The 17,738-nt window shown below is 60.5% G+C and carries 16 protein-coding genes; 10 read left to right on the top strand and 6 right to left on the bottom strand.

Features of this window, described 5'->3' with window-relative positions; translation table 11 throughout:
• Positions 1 to 17 precede the first annotated feature (17 nt).
• Positions 18 to 632: an SET domain-containing protein gene (locus B3F77_RS05360; protein WP_293603966.1), complete on the bottom strand. Its 615-nt coding sequence runs from the start codon at positions 630 to 632 to the stop codon at positions 18 to 20.
• 173 nt (positions 633 to 805) lie between these two features.
• On the opposite strand from B3F77_RS05360, the gene B3F77_RS05365 reads away from it, so the two are divergent.
• A complete protein-coding gene (locus B3F77_RS05365; RefSeq protein ID WP_293603967.1) occupies positions 806 to 3,766 on the top strand; it encodes a DNA topoisomerase III in 2,961 nt (986 codons plus the stop codon).
• Positions 3,767 to 3,853: 87 nt separating this feature from the next.
• Positions 3,854 to 4,405 carry a YbhB/YbcL family Raf kinase inhibitor-like protein gene (locus tag B3F77_RS05370; RefSeq protein ID WP_293603968.1) on the top strand — a complete coding sequence of 184 codons (552 nt, stop codon included), beginning with the start codon at positions 3,854 to 3,856 and terminating at the stop codon, positions 4,403 to 4,405.
• A gap of 85 nt (positions 4,406 to 4,490) precedes the next feature.
• Here the strand turns inward: B3F77_RS05370 and B3F77_RS05375 are convergent, their stop codons facing one another.
• From B3F77_RS05375 to B3F77_RS05390, 4 genes are all read right to left on the bottom strand, one after another.
• Positions 4,491 to 5,282 (bottom strand): gamma-glutamyl-gamma-aminobutyrate hydrolase family protein, encoded by a 792-nt coding sequence (locus B3F77_RS05375; RefSeq protein ID WP_293603969.1) that lies wholly within the window; start codon positions 5,280 to 5,282, stop codon positions 4,491 to 4,493.
• A gap of 67 nt (positions 5,283 to 5,349) precedes the next feature.
• A complete protein-coding gene (locus B3F77_RS05380; protein ID WP_293603982.1) occupies positions 5,350 to 6,738 on the bottom strand; it encodes a sensor histidine kinase in 1,389 nt (462 codons plus the stop codon).
• Positions 6,739 to 7,010: 272 nt separating this feature from the next.
• A complete protein-coding gene (locus B3F77_RS05385) occupies positions 7,011 to 7,685 on the bottom strand; it encodes a response regulator (RefSeq protein ID WP_293603970.1) in 675 nt (224 codons plus the stop codon).
• A 152-nt stretch (positions 7,686 to 7,837) separates the two neighbouring features.
• Positions 7,838 to 8,401, bottom strand: coding sequence for a MarR family winged helix-turn-helix transcriptional regulator (locus B3F77_RS05390; RefSeq protein WP_293603971.1), 564 nt, complete (start codon positions 8,399 to 8,401; stop codon positions 7,838 to 7,840).
• Between the two features lie 174 nt (positions 8,402 to 8,575).
• Here B3F77_RS05390 and recA point away from each other — a divergent pair, with 174 nt between their 5' ends.
• Together recA and recX are read left to right on the top strand one after the other, a co-directional pair.
• Positions 8,576 to 9,697, top strand: a complete 1,122-nt coding sequence (gene recA / locus B3F77_RS05395; protein ID WP_293603972.1) for a recombinase RecA — start codon at positions 8,576 to 8,578, stop codon at positions 9,695 to 9,697.
• 124 nt (positions 9,698 to 9,821) lie between these two features.
• Positions 9,822 to 10,295, top strand: a complete 474-nt coding sequence (recX, locus tag B3F77_RS05400) for a recombination regulator RecX (protein ID WP_293603973.1) — start codon at positions 9,822 to 9,824, stop codon at positions 10,293 to 10,295.
• Positions 10,296 to 10,426: 131 nt separating this feature from the next.
• Here recX and argC read toward each other — a convergent pair whose 3' ends face one another.
• A complete protein-coding gene (gene argC / locus B3F77_RS05405) occupies positions 10,427 to 11,350 on the bottom strand; it encodes an N-acetyl-gamma-glutamyl-phosphate reductase (protein ID WP_293603974.1) in 924 nt (307 codons plus the stop codon).
• Between the two features lie 255 nt (positions 11,351 to 11,605).
• On the opposite strand from argC, the gene sucC reads away from it, so the two are divergent.
• From sucC to B3F77_RS05435, 6 genes are all read left to right on the top strand, one after another.
• A complete protein-coding gene (sucC, locus tag B3F77_RS05410; protein ID WP_293603975.1) occupies positions 11,606 to 12,769 on the top strand; it encodes an ADP-forming succinate--CoA ligase subunit beta in 1,164 nt (387 codons plus the stop codon).
• Between the two features lie 65 nt (positions 12,770 to 12,834).
• Positions 12,835 to 13,728 (top strand): succinate--CoA ligase subunit alpha, encoded by an 894-nt coding sequence (gene sucD, locus B3F77_RS05415; RefSeq protein ID WP_293603976.1) that lies wholly within the window; start codon positions 12,835 to 12,837, stop codon positions 13,726 to 13,728.
• A 98-nt stretch (positions 13,729 to 13,826) separates the two neighbouring features.
• Positions 13,827 to 14,528, top strand: coding sequence for a TerC family protein (locus tag B3F77_RS05420; protein ID WP_293603977.1), 702 nt, complete (start codon positions 13,827 to 13,829; stop codon positions 14,526 to 14,528).
• Between the two features lie 367 nt (positions 14,529 to 14,895).
• Positions 14,896 to 15,681, top strand: coding sequence for a Stp1/IreP family PP2C-type Ser/Thr phosphatase (locus B3F77_RS05425; protein WP_293603978.1), 786 nt, complete (start codon positions 14,896 to 14,898; stop codon positions 15,679 to 15,681).
• Between the two features lie 39 nt (positions 15,682 to 15,720).
• Positions 15,721 to 16,377 (top strand): FHA domain-containing protein, encoded by a 657-nt coding sequence (locus B3F77_RS05430; RefSeq protein WP_293603979.1) that lies wholly within the window; start codon positions 15,721 to 15,723, stop codon positions 16,375 to 16,377.
• Between the two features lie 373 nt (positions 16,378 to 16,750).
• On the top strand, positions 16,751 to 17,542 hold the full coding sequence (locus B3F77_RS05435; RefSeq protein ID WP_293603980.1) for an MBL fold metallo-hydrolase: 792 nt from the start codon (positions 16,751 to 16,753) through the stop codon (positions 17,540 to 17,542).
• Positions 17,543 to 17,738 lie beyond the last annotated feature (196 nt).

The raw sequence follows: 17,738 nt of genomic DNA on the forward strand, positions 1-17,738 counted from the left end.
ACGGCAAATTCCCCGGCTCAGACCTTCTTGCTCTTTTTCTTGCCGGCGTTCTTTTCAGCCTTCTTTTCGGACTTCTTTTTGTCTTTGTCCTTGGGTGCCAGCAGGGTGCCCCGGCAGCTTTTGGCGCCGCACCAGCAGGGGTATTCGGCCAACAGCTTCTTGGTGTACTTGGCGTCAATGATCAGGCCGTAGTCGTAAAACAGCTCTTCGCCCGCCAGGATGTTGCGCAGCGCCTTGATGAACACGCGCCCGCCCTCTTCGTCGGCCTCGCAGTTGGGTTTGCAGCTGTGGTTGATCCAGCGCGAGGAGTTGCCGCCCTGCTTGGCATCAATCACATGGTCTTCGTCGATGTGAAAGTAAAACGTGTGGTTGGGGTCGGTCGGGTCGTGCGGGTGGCGGCGCAGCGCCTCTTTCCAGTTGATGACCTCGCCCACATACTCAATCAGTGTCTCGCCTTCGGCCATGTCCTGCAGGGCGTATACGCCCTTGCCATGCACGCCCGAAAGTCGGGTTTGAATGCGGCGGCTGTCGCTGCTGCTTGCCCGCTGAGCGGACTTTGCAGACGGGGAAGGGGGTGCGGAGGCCTGGATTTTTGACACGGCGTATTTTTTTGGTATGGTTAATTCATGCATGTGCGCGTGTGCGTGCACACCCGCGAGCGCATGCGCGCGAGAAGTCGTATTGTAGTGAGGCGCTTGAGGCGCCCGGCTGTAGAAGCTTTTTTGGCGGGCAAGATGAAAAAAGTCATCGCTACGGAAAGCGGGGAAATTTTTCCCGAAGAAGTAATAAATTTGAAGAAGTACTTATGAAAACTCTGGTCATTGCAGAAAAACCCTCGGTGGCACAAGACATTGTGCGTGCCATCACGCCCACTGCGGGCAAGTTTGAAAAGCACGACGAGTACTTTGAAAGCGACGACTGGCTGGTCACGTCGGCGGTCGGCCACCTGCTGGAGATCCAGGCGCCCGAGGAGTTTGACGTGAAGCGCGGCAAGTGGAGCTTTGCCCACCTGCCGGTGATTCCGCCTTACTTTGACTTGAAACCGATCGACAAGACCAAAACCCGGCTCAACGCCATCGTCAAGCTCGCCAAGCGCAAGGACGTGGGCGCCATCGTCAACGCCTGCGACGCCGGCCGCGAGGGGGAGCTGATCTTTCGGCTGATTCAGCAGTACGCCAAAAGCACCCACCCGGTCAAGCGGCTATGGCTGCAGTCCATGACGCCTGCCGCGATTCGCGACGGCTTTGCCTCGCTGCGCACCGATGCGCAGATGCAGCCGCTGGCCGACGCGGCGCGCTGCCGCTCGGAGGCCGACTGGCTGGTCGGCATCAACGGTACGCGGGCCATGACGGCCTTCAACTCGCGTGACGGCGGTTTCTTTTTAACCACCGTGGGCCGCGTGCAGACGCCGACGCTGTCGGTGGTGGTGGAGCGCGAAGAAAAAATCCGCAAGTTTGTCAGCCGCGACTACTGGGAAGTTCACGCCACGTTTCTGGCCGAAGCCGGTGAATACAACGCCAAGTGGTTTGACCCGAAGTGGAAGAAAGCCGCAGCCAATGCAGACAATGCCGAACCCGATGCCGAGCTGAGGGCCGACCGCGTCTGGTCCGAGCGTGAAGCGCGGGCCATTGCCGAGGCGGTGCGCGGCAAGACCGCCACGGTGACCGAAGAATCCAAACCCACCACGCAGGCGGCGGGGCTGCTGTTTGACCTGACCTCCTTGCAGCGCGAGGCCAACGGCAAGTTCGGCTTTTCCGCGAAGACCACGCTCTCTATTGCGCAGAGCCTGTACGAGCGCCACAAGGCGCTGACCTACCCGCGTACCGATTCACGCGCGCTGCCCGAAGACTACGTTCCGGTGGTCAGGCAGACCTTTGAAATGCTCGCCAACAGCGGCATGAAGCACTTGGCGCCGCATGCGGCGACGGCGCTCAAGGGCAACTACATCAGGCCCAGCAAGCGCATTTTTGACAACGCCAAGGTCAGCGATCACTTTGCCATCATCCCCACGCTGCAGGCGCCCAGCGGTTTGTCTGAGGCGGAGCAAAAGATTTATGACCTGGTGGTGCGCCGCTTCATGGCGGTGTTTTTCCCGAGCGCCGAATACCTGGTGACGACGCGCATTTCGTTGTCGGTCGGCCACAGCTTCAAGACCGAAGGCAAGGTGCTGGTCAAGCCCGGCTGGCTGGCGATCTACGGCAAGGAAGCGGCCGAAGAAGTGGCTGACGCCAAGGAAGGCGACAAGGGGCAAAGCCTGGTGCCGGTCAAACCCGGCGAGCGGGTAGCGGCCGAAGCGGTGGACGCCAAAGGCCTGAAAACCCGGCCCCCGGCCCGCTATACCGAGGCCACCTTGCTGGGCGCCATGGAAGGCGCCGGCAAAACCATTGACGACGACGAGCTGCGTGAAGCCATGCAGGAAAAAGGCCTGGGCACGCCGGCCACCCGCGCCGCCACCATCGAGGGCCTGATCGCCGAGAAGTACATGCTGCGCGAAGGCCGCGAGCTGATCCCGACGGCCAAGGCCTTCCAGCTCATGACGCTGCTGCGCGGCCTGGGTGTGGAGGAGCTCTCCAAGGCCGAGCTGACGGGCGAGTGGGAGCACAAGCTGGCGCAAATGGAGCATGGCCAGCTGAGCCGTGAATCCTTCATGGCCGACATCGCGACCATGACGGAGCGCCTCGTCAACAAGGCCAAGGGCTACGACAAGGACACCATTCCCGGTGACTACGCGACGCTGCAAACCCCCTGCCCCAACTGCGGTGGCGTCATCAAGGAAAACTACCGGCGCTACACCTGCACCGGCAAAAACGGCGAGGACGGCTGCGGCTTCAGCTTTGGCAAAACCCCCGCAGGCCGCACCTTTGAAACGGCCGAAGTCGAGCAATTTTTGCGTGACAAAAAAATCGGCCCGCTGGAGGGCTTTCGCTCCAAGGCGGGCTGGCCCTTTACCGCCGAGATGGTGATCAAGTTTGATGAGGAAACAAAAAACTACAAGCTGGAATTTGATTTTGGCGACGACAAAAACGCCGAGACCGGCGAGATTGTGGATTTCAGCGGCCAGCAGTCGCTGGGCGCCTGCCCCAAGTGCGGCAGTGGTGTGTTTGAACTCGGCAAGAACTACATCTGCGAAAAGTCAGTGCCCACACTGGCCCAACCCACGCCCAACTGCGACTTCAAGACCGGCCAGGTCATCTTGCAGCAACCGATTGAGCGCGAGCAGATGAGCAAGCTGTTAGCCACCGGCAAAACCGATCTGCTCGACAAGTTCGTTTCCATGCGCACGCGCCGCCCCTTCAAGGCCATGCTGGCCTGGGACAAGGAAGCCGACAAGGTGAACTTTGAGTTTGCGCCGTCCAAATTCCCGCCGCGCAAACCGGCTGCAGCCAGGACCGGCACCGTCAAGACCCCGTTTGGCAAGACGGTGGCCGCCAAGACAGCGGCGGCCCCCGCTGCGAAAAAAGCTGCTGCTAAAAAGGTGGCTGCCAAAAAAGTACCGGCCAAAACCGCCAAGACCAAGGTCGCCCGCAAAACCACACCGGGCACGGGCCTTAAACCCAGCGATGCGCTGGCCGCGGTGATCGGCGCCGAGCCGGTGGCGCGCACCCAAGTGATCAAAAAGCTGTGGGACTACATCAAGGCCGAAGGGCTGCAAGACGCCGCCAACAAGCGCGCCATCAATGCCGATGCCAAGCTGCTGCCGGTGTTTGGCAAACCGCAGGTGACGATGTTTGAGCTGGCCGGGATTGTGGGCAAACACCTGAGCTGACACCTCCTGCGCGGCCATTGATGCGGTGCAGCTAGCAAAGCGCACCGGTTCGTACCATCATCGGGTTCTCACATTCAGGAGAAACCCATGAAACATACAGTTCTCGCGGCCGCCCCGGTCGGCACCGCCACACTGGCGCAGGCCACCGGCTTTCAGCTCACCAGCCCCGACTTCAAGGCTGGCGGCATGATCCCGAAGAGCTTTGAATTCAATGGCTTCGGCTGCTCGGGCGAGAACAAGTCGCCCGCGCTCCAATGGAGCGGTGCGCCCAAGGGCACCAAGAGCTTCGCCGTCACGGTGTACGACCCCGATGCGCCGACCGGCTCGGGCTGGTGGCACTGGATGGTCATCAACATCCCGGCCGACATCACCGAACTCAAGCCCGACGCCGGCGCAGTGGGCGGCGCCAACCTGCCCAAGGGCGCGAGCCATGCGCGCATCGACTACGGCGTGGCTGGCTGGGGCGGCGTCTGCCCGCCGCAAGGCGACAAGCCGCACCGCTACATCTTCACCGTGCATGCGCTCAAGGTCGACCAGCTCGATGTGCCAGCCGACGCCACGGCCGCGCTCACCGGCTTCACCATCAACGGCAACTCGCTGGGCAAGGCCAGCTTTACCGCCAAGTACGGTCGCAAGTAGCAGCCAACTTGCACGCCGGCCATCTGAATGCTATTATTTTGATAGCTGTTTACGCCCGTGCTTATTTGGTTTGAGCCCCATGGAATCACTTTGTGTTGCTGGCGGCGGCAACCGCCGCCAGAAAGTCCTCAAGCACGGCGCCGTCGTCAATGGTGTCGGCACCGGGCTTGTGAAATTCGGGGTGCCACTGCAGCGCGGCGATATAGCTCTTGCAGGGGTCCTTGCGGCGTATGGCCTCCACGATGCCGTCCGTCACGCTGTAGGCCTCGGCTTCGAACTCGGGTGACAGGTCCTTGATGCCCTGGTGGTGAATGCTGTTGACGCGAACCCGCTCCACGCCCGGATACAGGACGGAAAGCCGCGAGCCCTGCACGATGTTCACGCTGTGGAAGTTCAGCTCGTAGGTGGCGGCGTCACGGTGCAGGAACGAGTCCGGCAGCTGCGTCTCGATGTCCTGGTAGAGCGTGCCGCCGAAGGCCACATTGAGCAACTGCAGGCCGCGGCAGACGCCAAAAACCGGCTTGCCTGCGGCTTCGAAGGCGGCGACCAGCGCCTTGTCGTACTCGTCGCGCAAGCGGTCGCCCGACCATTTCTCTTCCAGCGGCGATTCACCGTAGCTGCCGGGCCAGACATCCGCACCGCCGTGCAGCACGAGGCCGTCCAGCCACTGCGCGTAATGCGCATGGGTCACGTCGCCGCGCTGCGTGCTGCCGGTCGGGCACGGCACCATGACGACCATGGCGCCCGAGGACATGAGCCAATGCGCAATCGACTGCTCGACGTACTGCAGTGTCTTGCCGGAAAAAAACGGCCGGCCCGGGTCGGCATATGAAAAACAGGCCGAAAGACCAATTTTGAGGCGGCGGGCAGCAGTCATGATGGTGTGAGTTGATGCTACAGAGCTTGTTTGCCGAAACTGACGTGGTTTACCCGAACGACATCGGTCATACCGCGTAGGGCCGGTTCAGGCCGACGAAGCGGACGGTCACGCGCGTGCCTGGCGACTGCGGGTGACCCGGCAAGTTCGCGTTGTCTATCGTGACGGCCGCGCCGTGCTGCTGTGCAATTTCCAGGACAATAGCCAGCCCCAGACCGGAGCCATCCACGTTGGTGCCTAGCGTGCGGTAAAAGGGCTGGAACACCAACTCGCGCTCTGACTCCGAAATGCCGGGCCCCGAGTCTTCCACCAGCAGCACCAGCACGCCGCTGAAGCGGTCGGTCAGCAGCCGCAGCGTGACCTGGCCTTTTTCGGGGGTGTAGTTGATGGCGTTGTCCAGCAGGTTGCGCACCAGTTCCTTGAGCAGGGTCAGGTTGCCTTCGAGCTGGCTGGCTTGCTCACCCGCTGCCGGGCCTTCGTAGCCGAGGTCGATCTGTTTTTCAAGCGCGCGCGGCACCGAGTCGGCCATGACTTCCGAGACGATGTGCACCAGGTCGACGCGCTGTTTGGCCAGGCTGCGGCCGGTGGTCTCGGCGCGCGCCAGCGCCAGCAGCTGGTTGACAGTGTGGGTTGCGCGCATGCTGGCGCGGCCAATGTGTTTGAGCGACTTCTTGAGTTCATCGGCGTCGGTTTCCCGCTGCGCCAGGTCGGCCTGCATGCGCAGGCCTGCCAACGGCGTCTTGAGCTGGTGCGCGGCATCGGCCAGAAAGCGTTTTTGCGTGGTGAGCGACACTTTGAGCCGACTCAGCAAATCGTTGATGGAGGCCACCAGCGGCGCCACCTCTTCAGGCACCGCCGTGTCATCCAGCGGACTCATGTCGTCGGGTTTTCGCGCGCGGATGCGTTGCTCAAGCTGCGCCAGCGGCTTGATGCCGCGTACCAGCGCCAGCCACACCAGCAGCACGGCCAGCGGCAGCGTCACAAACTGCGGCACCATCGTGCCCTTGACGATTTCCGTGGCCAGCGTCTTGCGTTTTTCCAGCGTTTCGGCCACCTGCACCAGTACCGGCCCGGCGCCCTTCACGTCCACCCTGATCCAGGTGTAGGCCACGCGAACCGGTTCGCCCTGAATGACGTCCTCACGCAGCCGCACCTCCCCAGTGGGGGGCTTGTCCTCGTCCGGCGGCCGTGGCAAATCGTGTTCGCCGCCCAGGTGTTCGCCATGCGTACCCACCACCTGGTAATAGACCAGGTCGGTGTCATCAGCACGCAAAAGTTCCCGCGCGGGTGCCGTCAGGTTGAACTGGACCTGGTTGTTTTTGACCACCACCTGCCTGGCGAGCGCCTGCACGTCGTATTCAAGCGCCCGGTCAAACGGCTTGCCGGCAATGTTTTGCGCCACCAGCCAGGTCAGTGCCAGACTGATGGGCCACAGCAGCAGCAGGGGCGTGAGCATCCAGTCGAGAATCTCGCCAAACAGGCTGCGCCGCTCGCGCTGAAAGAGTCCTAAGGCCACGGTGTCGGGTGCTTGGTCAATTCAAGGTGTCACTTGAAGGGCCGCAGCCCGCCGCCGGGCCGCCCCAAGCAAGTTCAGCCCCCGAGGGGCTGGAGCCTGCGGCTCCAGGCCTGTTTGAGCAGGCTTGGACAGGCGACAGAGGCGAAGCGTCTCGCGAGCCGCGGCCTGCAAGGCCTCGCGCAGCACACGCAGTGGCAAGCGTGGGGGCCACATCAGTTGGGGATTTTCTCAAGGCAATAACCCAGCCCGCGCACCGTGGCAATTCGGATCGGGCCTTTTTCGATCTTCTTGCGCAGGCGATGGATGTACACCTCAATCGCGTTGTTGCTGACCTCTTCGCCCCATTCACAGAGGCGCTCGACCAGCTGGTCCTTGCTGACGAGTCGGCCCGCGCGCTGCAGCAGCACTTCCAGCAGCCCCAGCTCGCGCGCAGACAGCTCCAGCATCTGGCCGTCGATGGTGGCGACGCGCCCGGCCTGGTCATACACCAGCGGGCCGTGCTTGATGGTGCTGCTGGCGCCGCCCATGCCGCGGCGGACCAGCGCGCGCACACGCGCTTCCAGCTCCTGCAGGGAAAACGGTTTGGCCATGTAGTCGTCCGCGCCGTAATCCAGCCCCTTGACGCGTTCTTCCACACTGTCGGCCGCGGTGAGAATCAGCACCGGCAAGGTGGAGCCGCGCGCACGCAGCCGCTTGAGCACTTCCAGGCCATGCATACGCGACAAGCCCAGGTCGAGAATCAGCAAATCAAATTCCGTGTTGGTCCTCAGTGCGGCATCGGCTTCGGAACCGCTGGCCACATGATCAGCGGCGGCGCCCGAAGCCCGCAAGGTGCGCAGCAGGCCATCGGCCAGAACCTGGTCGTCTTCGGCAATCAGAATACGCATGGCAGTCTCCAGATATCACCCCGCGGCAGCGCCAGCCGGACGTGTTTTGTTTGTCACGCAAATTCTAGGCTCTTGCGGCCCTGGATATTGTTGTCAGGTGCGGGATGCTGTCCGCTCATTTTTCGTCCCGTACGCCAGGGTGTTATCCCCCGCTAAGCGCTGGCATAGGCTTCGAGCCCCAGCGCCACCACGGTCGCTACCTCCTGCCCCACTGCCTGCCGGAATTCGTCTTCGGCCTGCGCCACGGCGCCCTTGAAGGCTTGCAGCCACAACAATCCTGATTCGGTGAACACCACCTGCCGGGCCCGTTTGTCGTGCGGGTCATCCTCGCGCCTGACCAGTCCCCAGGCTTCGCATTGGTTGACCAGGTCGCCCATGGCCTGCTTGCTCATGCCGGCACTTTTGGCCAGGTCCGTCAGGCGCGAGCCGCCCACGGCCAGGTGGCGCGTGATGTGGATGTGCGCGGCACCCACCTGGTCGCGCGCGGCCAGGTTCGAAAGCGCCAGTGGCACCTCTACGTTGCGGGCCATGAGCCAGAGCACGCGCTCGTCAAAGCGGCGCAAGGCATGGCCGAGCAGGCGCCCCAAGTGCGTGACACGCCAGCTCTGATCGCTGGCCGAGCTGCCGCTGCCAAGGTCTTTGAGGGTGTCGAGAGTGCCATGGGCAGCATCGACATCATGGGCATTGCGCATCGGTTTGGCGTCTGTTTCCTGCATCGGCTTATGCTACTTTATGAAGCGCTCAGTTAATCAGGAAAACTGACTAAAAATAGGGTTTACTTATTTTAACGACGCCCATAAAGTACTGGTTATGCATCCAGCCTGTGATTAAAAGCAGACGCTGGAATTGAGGTAGAAGTTTTTACATCATTGATTTTCAAGGAGATTTTCATGGACGCACCGGTCAAAACCAATCCAGCCCTGAACACCGAAAAAGCCAAGGCCCTGCAGGCCGCGCTGGCCCAGATTGAGAAGCAGTTTGGCAAAGGCACCATCATGAAGCTGGGTGCCGGCGAGGTGATTGAAGACATCCAGGTGGTGTCAACCGGTTCTCTGGGCCTGGACATTGCCTTGGGCGTTGGCGGCCTGCCGCGTGGCCGGGTGATCGAGATTTACGGGCCGGAGTCGTCCGGTAAAACCACGCTGACGCTGCAGGTGATTGCCGAAATGCAAAAAATCGGCGGTACCTGTGCGTTTGTCGACGCCGAGCACGCGCTGGACATCCAGTACGCGCAAAAACTCGGCGTGAACCTGCAGGAGCTGCTGATTTCCCAGCCAGACACCGGCGAGCAGGCGCTTGAGATTGTGGATTCGCTGACCCGCTCCGGCGCGGTCGACCTGATCGTGATCGACTCGGTGGCCGCCCTCACGCCCAAGGCCGAACTGGAAGGCGAAATGGGCGACTCGCTGCCCGGCCTGCAGGCCCGTTTGATGAGCCAGGCGCTAAGGAAACTGACCGCCAGCATCAAGAAAGCCAACTGCATGGTGATTTTCATCAACCAGATCCGCATGAAGATCGGCGTGATGTTCGGCTCGCCCGAAACCACCACCGGCGGCAATGCGCTGAAGTTCTACGCCTCCGTGCGTCTGGACATCCGCCGTATCGGCTCGATCAAAAGGGGCGATGAAGTCATCGGCAATGAGACCCGCGTGAAGGTGGTCAAAAACAAGGTCGCGTCACCGTTCAAGACCGCAGAGTTCGACATTCTGTACGGCGAGGGTATCAGCCGCCTGGGCGAGGTGCTGGACTTGGGTGTGGCCGGCCACATCGTTGAAAAGGCCGGCGCCTGGTACGCCTTCAACGGCGAAAAAATCGGCCAGGGTCGCGACAACTCGCGTGAATTCCTCAAGGAGAACCCGGCGCTCGCCATCGAGATCGAAAACAAGGTGCGTGAGTCGCTGGGCATCCCGCCGGTGCAAGCGGCTGTCGCAGTGGCTGCCGATGCGAGCGACAAAACAGACAAGGCCGCCAAACCTGAAAAAGCCGACAAAGCGCCCAAAGCCGCGGCCTGACCCGGTTTTATATGAAAAATCAGGCGCTAGCCCAGGAAGCACGGGCGCAGTCAGCTATTAAAAATATAGTGATTGCGCGCTGCGCAAGCGCCTGCTTCCCTTTGGCCCTTCGATGCGCAGCTCGATGAACCCAGCCAAACCAGCGGCCCGGCCGGGCATCGGTCTTTCGCTCAAGGGTCGCGCCTTGCGCTACTTGGCGGCCCGAGAGCATTCGCGGGCCGAGCTGGAGCGCAAGCTGGCACCCCATGAGGAAACACCAGGCCAGTTGGCGCAGGTGCTCGATGACTTGCAAGCCAAGGACTTCATCAGTGAAGTGCGGGTGCTCGAGTCGGTCATCCACCGGCGCGCCGGGCGGTTTGGCGCGGCGCGCATCAAGCACGAGTTGCTGAACAAGGGGCTGGGCGCGGAGCTGGTGGCCAGTGCGATGGACCGCCTGAAGCTAAACGAACTGGAACGCGCCCGCGAAGTCTGGCGCAAGAAGTTTGCGGGGCCGGCGCCGGACGCAGCCGGGCGCGCCAGGCAAATGCGGTTTCTTGCCACCCGCGGCTTTGGCGGTGACGTGATCCGCCGCGTGGTGTCGCAAGCGGATGACGATTGATCGCTTCCAAGAATTTAAGCCGAATAGGGCTATAGCCCAATGAATACGGGCGCAAGCAGCTATTACATCAGTAGCAAATTGGTGCTGATGGCGAACCGCCTGATCGCGTGGACAGCCAGGCAGCCGCTACGTCAAAGTCCCAGCATGAGTTTGAGGTTTTGCACGGCAGCACCCGACGCGCCCTTGCCCAGGTTGTCCAGCCGCGCAATCAGCACCGCCTGGCGGTAGGTTTCGTTGCCAAACACGCGCAACTCCATCTTGTTGGTGTCATTAAGGGCCAGCGCATCGAGCTTGCCGGATTCGGGCGCAGCTTCTACCGTCACCCATTCGCTGCCCGCGTAATGCCGGGTCAGCACTTCCTGCAGTTGCGCGGCGCTGGGCTGGCCAGGCAGCAAGTCAAGATGCAGCGGCAACTGCACCAGCATGCCCTGCATGAAGTTGCCCACCGAGGGAATAAACACCGGACGGCGCGCCAGGCCGGTGTATTTCATGATTTCGGGCAGGTGCTTGTGCTCCAGGCCCAAGCCGTAAATCTCAAACAAGGGCGCAGTGCCGGCCTCGTAGGCCGCAATCATCTGGCGCCCGCCACCGGAATAACCGCTCACAGCGGGAAGGCTCAAGGGAAAATCAGCCGGGATCAAGCCGGCATCGACCAGCGGGCGGATCAGCGCAATCGCGCCGGTGGCGTAGCAGCCTGGGTTGGCCACGCGCTCGGCTGCGGCCACGGCTTCGCGCTGGCCTTTGACCAGCTCGGGAAAGCCGAAGACCCAGCCCGGCGCGGTGCGGTGGGCGGTTGACGCGTCAATGATCTTGGGGATTTTCTTCGCGCCTGCCTGCTTGAGGCTGTCAATCATGGCGACCGATTCACGCGCCGCGTCGTCATGCAGGCACAAAATCACCAGATCGACCTGCGCCATCAGGTCGCGCTTGGCCGCAGCGTCCTTGCGCAACTCGGGCGCGATGCTGACCACCTCAATCTGCGGCATGGTTTGCAGCCGTTCGCGGATTTGCAGCCCCGTTGTGCCAGCTTCACCATCAATAAAAACTTTGGGCATAAAGAACTTTCAGCGTCAAATCAGTGCCCGGAAGCACCCATTGTTGGTCAATTGTGTTCCCTTTCAGGTGAATTCCGGGTGTAAGGTCGGCACAAGAATTGTGCATCGCAGCATGATACAGTTCTAGGTTGCTGCCTGCAGTGACCCGCTAACAGTGTGGTTTTGGGCCGGCGTGGCCTGCCTTAAGCGCTCCCCACCGCCTCTGCCCAACACTCTCTGTTGCACTCTTTTTTTACTGAATTCTGAAGGTTTTTCATGAAAATTCACGAGTACCAAGGCAAGGAAATCTTGCGCAATTTTGGTGTGCCTGTGCCGCGCGGTCTTCCTGCATTCACTGTGCAGGAAGCGGTGGAAGCAGCCCAAAAACTCGGCGGCCCGGTGTGGGTGGTCAAGGCGCAAATCCATGCCGGTGGCCGCGGCAAGGGCGGCGGAGTCAAGTTGGCACGCAGCATTGATGAAGTAAAAAAGCTCGCCGGTGAAATCCTGGGCATGCAGCTCGTCACGCACCAGACCGGTCCGGAAGGTCAGAAAGTCCGCCGCCTGCTGATTGAAGAAGGCGCCGACATCAAAAAAGAATATTACGTCTCGGCCGTGACCGATCGTGCCAGCCAGAAAGTGGCCCTCATGGCGTCTTCCGAAGGCGGCATGGACATCGAGGAAGTGGCCCACGCCACGCCTGAGAAAATCATCAAGGTGTTTGTCGATCCGGCCACCGGCCTGACCGACGCACAAGCCAAAGAGCTGACCAATGGCATGACCGTGCCAGCCGGCTCCACCGCCCAGGCCGTGGACGTGCTCAAGAAGCTCTATAAGGTGTACATGGAGACCGACGCCAGCCTGGTCGAAATCAACCCGCTGGTTCTCGAAGGCAACGGCAACATCAAGGCACTGGACGCCAAGTTCAACTTTGACCCCAACGCGCTGTTTCGCCACCCCGAAATCGTGGCCTACCGCGACCTGGACGAAGAAGACCCCGCTGAAATCGAAGCTTCCAAGTTTGATCTGGCCTACATCAGCCTGGACGGCAACATCGGCTGCCTGGTTAACGGCGCGGGCCTGGCCATGGCAACCATGGACACCATCAAGCTGTTCGGCGGCGAGCCGGCCAACTTTCTGGACGTGGGCGGCGGCGCCACGGCTGAAAAAGTCACTGAAGCCTTCAAGATCATGCTGAAGAACCCCGCGGTCAAGGGCATTCTGGTCAACATCTTCGGCGGCATCATGAAGTGCGACACGATTGCCGACGGCATCATCGTCGCCTGCAAGGCCGTCAACCTGTCGGTCCCTTTGGTCGTGCGCATGAAGGGCACCAACGAAGACCTGGGCAAGAAAATGCTGGCGGACTCCGGTTTGCCCATCATTGCAGCAGACACCATGGCCGAAGCTGCGACCAAAATCGTAGCCGCCGTATCCAAATAATATTGCGGGACAGACCGTAGGCCGCGCAGCGGACCAGCGCGGTCCCCAACCGATTAGGAAAAGTCATGTCGATCTACATCAACAAAAATACCAAAGTCATCACGCAAGGCATTACCGGCAAGACCGGTCAGTTCCATACCCGCATGTGCCGCGACTACGCCAACGGCAAAAATGCCTTTGTGGCGGGCGTGAACCCCAAGAAAGCCGGCGAAGACTTCGAAGGCATCCCGATTTATGCCACCGTTCTAGAGGCCGCTCAGGCCACCGGTGCGACGGTCTCGGTCATTTATGTGCCGCCTGCAGGGGCAGCGGCTGCGATCTGGGAGGCTGTTGAAGCCAACCTGGACCTGACCATCTGCATCACCGAAGGCATTCCGGTGCGTGACATGCTGGAAGTGCGCAACCGCATGAAAGCCAGGGAAGCTGCCGGCGGCAAGAAAACCCTGCTACTGGGCCCCAACTGCCCCGGCCTGATCACGCCCGAAGAGATCAAGATCGGCATCATGCCCGGTCACATCCACCGCAAGGGCCGCATTGGCGTGGTCAGCCGCTCCGGCACGCTGACCTATGAAGCCGTGGCGCAGCTGACCGAAATCGGCCTGGGCCAATCCACCGCGGTCGGCATTGGCGGCGACCCAATCAATGGCCTGAAGCACATCGACATCATGAAAGCCTTTAACGACGACCCCGACACCGATGCCGTCATCATGATTGGCGAAATCGGCGGTTCGGACGAAGCCGAAGCCGCCCTATGGTGCAAAGCCAACATGAAAAAGCCGATCGTCGGCTTCATCGCTGGCGTGACCGCACCTGCCGGCAAACGCATGGGCCATGCCGGTGCGCTGATTTCTGGCGGCGCCGACACAGCGGATGCCAAGCTGGCGATCATGGAAGCGTGCGGCTTCACTGTCACGCGCAACCCGTCCGAGATGGCGAAACTGCTCAAGGCGCTGCTGTAAGCAGTATTACCCATCAGGGCGGTAAGTAAACCGGGCTAAACTCTAAAAAAAACAGCGCTCCCAGGTGCTTTTTTTTACTTAATAACAACGGAGCTGCCATGATTTTCGGACTTGACCTTACTTCGCCATTGTTCTGGAGCGCTTTTGGCGCCATCGTTCTGGCCAACATTGTGCTGTCCGGCGACAACGCCGTGGTGATTGCCATGGCGGCGCGAACGCTCAAGCCCGAACAGCGCGGCAAGGCCATTTTCTGGGGCAGCGCCGCGGCGATCGTGATGCGGATCATCCTGACCATCGTGGCCATCCAGTTGTTGACCTTGCCCTATCTGAAGGTCGTGGGCGCGATATTGCTGGTTTATATCGGCGTGGACCTGCTCAGCGCTGAAGATGACGAAGACAGTGAGGGCAAGGAGATCAACGGTATGGCCGCCGCGATCCGGACCATCCTGATTGCTGACCTGGTCATGAGCCTGGACAACATTCTGGCCGTGGCCGCCGCCGCCAAGGGCAACCTGCCCCTGCTGGTGCTGGGCCTGCTGGTGAGTATTCCCTTGATTGTTTTTGGCGCGACGCTGCTCACCAAGGTGATGGAACGCTTCCCGATCATCATCACGATTGGTGCTGCCCTGCTTGGGTTCCTGGCGGGCGAAATGCTGCTGACCGATCCAGCCGTCACGGCCCGTTTTGGCACCATAGCTGAGCAAACGGTGACCTTCGCCGGCATCCTGGGCGCAGTTCTGGTCGTGGCGCTGGGCACTTACCTCACAAAACGCCAGCAAAAGAAGGCGTCGGCCAATTAAGACGGTCCCGACCGCCGGGCCTGCTCGCTGACCCGGCGACAGACTGTGGTCTGGCCGCGGCAGCTCCGCGTGAGGCGCTCCCCGCGCTTGCAAGCCTGAATTTGCAACAAAAGGTACGCAGGACGTGCAAAAGTCCCTTGTCCAGCGCCGCCTCGTCTGTTACTGTTAATGTCCATCATCGAAAACCATGTAACTGGTCAGTAACACTGACTGGCGCTGACAAGTGCGCAAAAAAAGAAACCGATGTAAGCGGATATGAATAGCGAATCAGCATAAGGCGTACGCAGCCGTTTGAGAAAAACCATGGCCGCCCCAAGCGCCTGCTGCCAGCACAGGCACCACGTGACCAATTAATAACGTCAACAAAATGATTTACGAAATTTGCACTCAAACAGACCCCGGTCTGACGCGGGACAACAACGAAGATGTCGTTGCTTTTGATGCAGCGACACGGCTTTGTATCCTGGCCGACGGGATGGGCGGCTATAACGCAGGCGAAATTGCCAGCGGGATGGCTGCGGCTTTCATCAAATCGGAAATGAGTCGCTGGCTTTCTCAGGCAGGCAGGCAGGCCAATGCCAAGGATGTGCGCCGGGCCCTGGAAATCTGCGTGGAAAATGCAAACCACTCGATTTTCAATGCGGCCAATTCCAACCCCCAATACGCGGGCATGGGAACCACGCTGGTGGTGGGCGTTTTTCAGGGCGACCGCCTGTTGCTGGGCCATATTGGGGATTCGCGCTGCTACCGCTTGCGCGGCCAGACGTTCCAGCAAATCACCAAAGATCATTCCTTGCTTCAGGAGCAGCTTGACGCCGGGCTGATTACCCCCGCGCAGGCGCTGACCTCACCGATCAAGAATCTGATCACACGCGCCTTGGGCGTTGAAGACACAGTGCTGGTTGAAGTCAATGAACATCGTGTGGAAGCCGGCGATATTTATCTCAAGTGCTCGGATGGCCTGTCGGACATGGTCGATGACGAAGGCATCGCCGTCATCCTTCTGGGTAACGAGGCGCTGGAGCAGAAAGCCAGGCAACTGATTGCGTTGGCCAATGAGGCGGGCGGGCGCGACAACATTTCCGTATTACTGGCGCACGCAAAAGAAGACTCGGCCAAGCGCGGTCTTCTTTCCAGAATGCGGGGAAAATAGCACAGTGACGGAAATCTTAATAACAGACCGGAGGCCGCCATGCCGAAATTAATCATCTTTATTGACGGCGTCGTGATCAAGGAAGTCCAGGTGACAAAAGACCGGACCTCTTTAGGCCGCAGGCCTTACAACGATGTCGTCATTGACAACCTCGCGGTCAGTGGAGAGCATGCCGTTTTACAAATGTCTGGCAAAGAGGTTTACCTTGAAGACCTCAACAGCACCAACGGCACCTACCTCAATGGCAAGGCTGTCAAAAAGCAGTTGCTGAAAAACAGCGACATCATTGAAATCGGCAAGTACAAGATCACGTATGTGAATGAGGCCGCCCAGGCAGAGTTTGATAAAACCGTGGCAAACAAGGCCGACGCTGCGGGGCTCGTGACGCCTGCTGCCGGGGCGGCGTCTGCGGCTACTGCCAATGCAGGCACAGGTTTCAATGCGGCCATCAAGGTCATCTCGGGCGCCGCCGCGGGTCGTGAGGTGGCCCTGGTCAAGGTGGTGACCACCGTCGGCAAGCCAGGCGTTGCGGTCGCAGCCATTACCAAAAGACCGCAGGGTTTTATAGTGACCCATGTGGAAGGCGCCGGCAAGCTGACGCTGAATGGTGCGCCTATTGGCACCGAGCCGGCCCTATTGAAAAATGGCGACGTGCTTGAGCTGGCCGGTACCCAGATGCAGTTCGTGCAGCATTGACAGACCTGCTTGCCGGCTCCTGGCAGGAAACCGGATCACAAGCACCTTCTACCCGAGGTCCCATCAGACTCCTCTCCCGGTCCGCTCCCGGCGCCGGCCTCGCGTAGCCGCCACGCTGATCCCGCGGTGCCGGCAAACCCGATAAACAAGAACAACGCCGCCGAATTGGAAACCTGGGGATTGGGATCAATGCACTGTGAAATTTCTCAATTTTCACCGGGAAAATGCCAAAAAATTCCTTTACCCGATGTAGGCAGCGCGTGTAGCCTCCATGCGGTTGTTGCCTATTTCTCCAGAATGGGACGGCGCAACGCATTTTGAAACCAAATCACCTCAATATCGAGGTCAAGATCACGGCCAAGCGGAAAACCCCATGAAAGTACGTGTACTAGGCTGTTCGGGAGCCATCGGCAAGGACTGTCGAACCACGTCTTTTTTGTTCGATCATGATGTACTGGTCGACGCAGGCACGGGAGTCGGGGACCTCACACTCGATGAAATGTGCCGTATCGACCATGTCTTGCTCACCCACTCCCATCTGGATCACGTGATTGCGCTGCCGCTGATGGTGGACGCCATTGCCGCCCGGCGAACCACGCCCCTACAGGTTCACGCCCTGCAAGCCACGATTGACGCACTGAAGGCGCATATTTTCAACAACACAATCTGGCCTGATTTTTCAAGAATCCCCACGCCAGCCGAGCCATTCATCAGCTTTCATCCGCTGGAACTGGGTCAAACCTTGCTGCTGGCTGGCAAACAGGTGGAAGTGCTGCCCGCCGTGCATACCGTGCCGACTGTGGGCTACGCCGTAGCCGCAGGCCAGGGTTACTGGGCGTTTACCGGCGATACCGAGCGCAATCCCGCCTTGTGGGCCCGCCTCAACCAGATGGATGTGGCGATGCTGGTCATTGAGACCGCCTTCAGCAACCGGGAGCGCGACTTGGCAAGACGCAGCCTGCACCTCTCGCCCCACGCGCTGGCCGACGAGCTTAGCTGCATTCAGCGGGGCAAAAATTACCCCATTTACATCACCCATGCCAAGCCCGCCGAACTGGAACTCATCATGGCGGAGATACAGCGTTTTGACCAGGCAGGCCCGCTGGGTCCCGACGTAGCACACGATATCCGCTGGCTGCGGGCGGGTCAGGAGTTTGAACTATAAGCGCCGTACTGCAGCCGGTTGCCCAGCACCGCAGCCAGCGTGTCTTCTGCGCCCTCAACGGCGCGCAGCAGGCAGCCGGCGGCCGGCGAACCAGGGGATTACTTCGCCACCACGCGCGCCATCTCCAAGCATTTGTTGGAGTAGCCCCACTCGTTGTCGTACCAGATCACGAGCTTGACGAAGGTGCTGTCCAGGG

The organism is Polaromonas sp. UBA4122, assembly GCA_002381615.1.
In the GTDB taxonomy this organism is placed as follows: Bacteria; Pseudomonadota; Gammaproteobacteria; order Burkholderiales; family Burkholderiaceae_C; genus Polaromonas.

Bases quoted from the DNA above. Each gene is read 5' to 3' on its own strand.
- B3F77_RS05360 (WP_293603966.1), bottom strand. From the start codon at position 632: ATGCATGAATTAACCATACCAAAAAAATACGCCGTGTCAAAAATCCAG.
- B3F77_RS05365 (WP_293603967.1), top strand. From the start codon at position 806: ATGAAAACTCTGGTCATTGCAGAAAAACCCTCGGTGGCACAAGACATT.
- B3F77_RS05370 (WP_293603968.1), top strand. From the start codon at position 3,854: ATGAAACATACAGTTCTCGCGGCCGCCCCGGTCGGCACCGCCACACTG.
- B3F77_RS05375 (WP_293603969.1), bottom strand. From the start codon at position 5,282: ATGACTGCTGCCCGCCGCCTCAAAATTGGTCTTTCGGCCTGTTTTTCA.
- B3F77_RS05380 (WP_293603982.1), bottom strand. From the start codon at position 6,738: ATGCTCACGCCCCTGCTGCTGCTGTGGCCCATCAGTCTGGCACTGACC.
- B3F77_RS05385 (WP_293603970.1), bottom strand. From the start codon at position 7,685: ATGCGTATTCTGATTGCCGAAGACGACCAGGTTCTGGCCGATGGCCTG.
- B3F77_RS05390 (WP_293603971.1), bottom strand. From the start codon at position 8,401: ATGCAGGAAACAGACGCCAAACCGATGCGCAATGCCCATGATGTCGAT.
- recA (WP_293603972.1), top strand. From the start codon at position 8,576: ATGGACGCACCGGTCAAAACCAATCCAGCCCTGAACACCGAAAAAGCC.
- recX (WP_293603973.1), top strand. From the start codon at position 9,822: ATGAACCCAGCCAAACCAGCGGCCCGGCCGGGCATCGGTCTTTCGCTC.
- argC (WP_293603974.1), bottom strand. From the start codon at position 11,350: ATGCCCAAAGTTTTTATTGATGGTGAAGCTGGCACAACGGGGCTGCAA.
- sucC (WP_293603975.1), top strand. From the start codon at position 11,606: ATGAAAATTCACGAGTACCAAGGCAAGGAAATCTTGCGCAATTTTGGT.
- sucD (WP_293603976.1), top strand. From the start codon at position 12,835: ATGTCGATCTACATCAACAAAAATACCAAAGTCATCACGCAAGGCATT.
- B3F77_RS05420 (WP_293603977.1), top strand. From the start codon at position 13,827: ATGATTTTCGGACTTGACCTTACTTCGCCATTGTTCTGGAGCGCTTTT.
- B3F77_RS05425 (WP_293603978.1), top strand. From the start codon at position 14,896: ATGATTTACGAAATTTGCACTCAAACAGACCCCGGTCTGACGCGGGAC.
- B3F77_RS05430 (WP_293603979.1), top strand. From the start codon at position 15,721: ATGCCGAAATTAATCATCTTTATTGACGGCGTCGTGATCAAGGAAGTC.
- B3F77_RS05435 (WP_293603980.1), top strand. From the start codon at position 16,751: ATGAAAGTACGTGTACTAGGCTGTTCGGGAGCCATCGGCAAGGACTGT.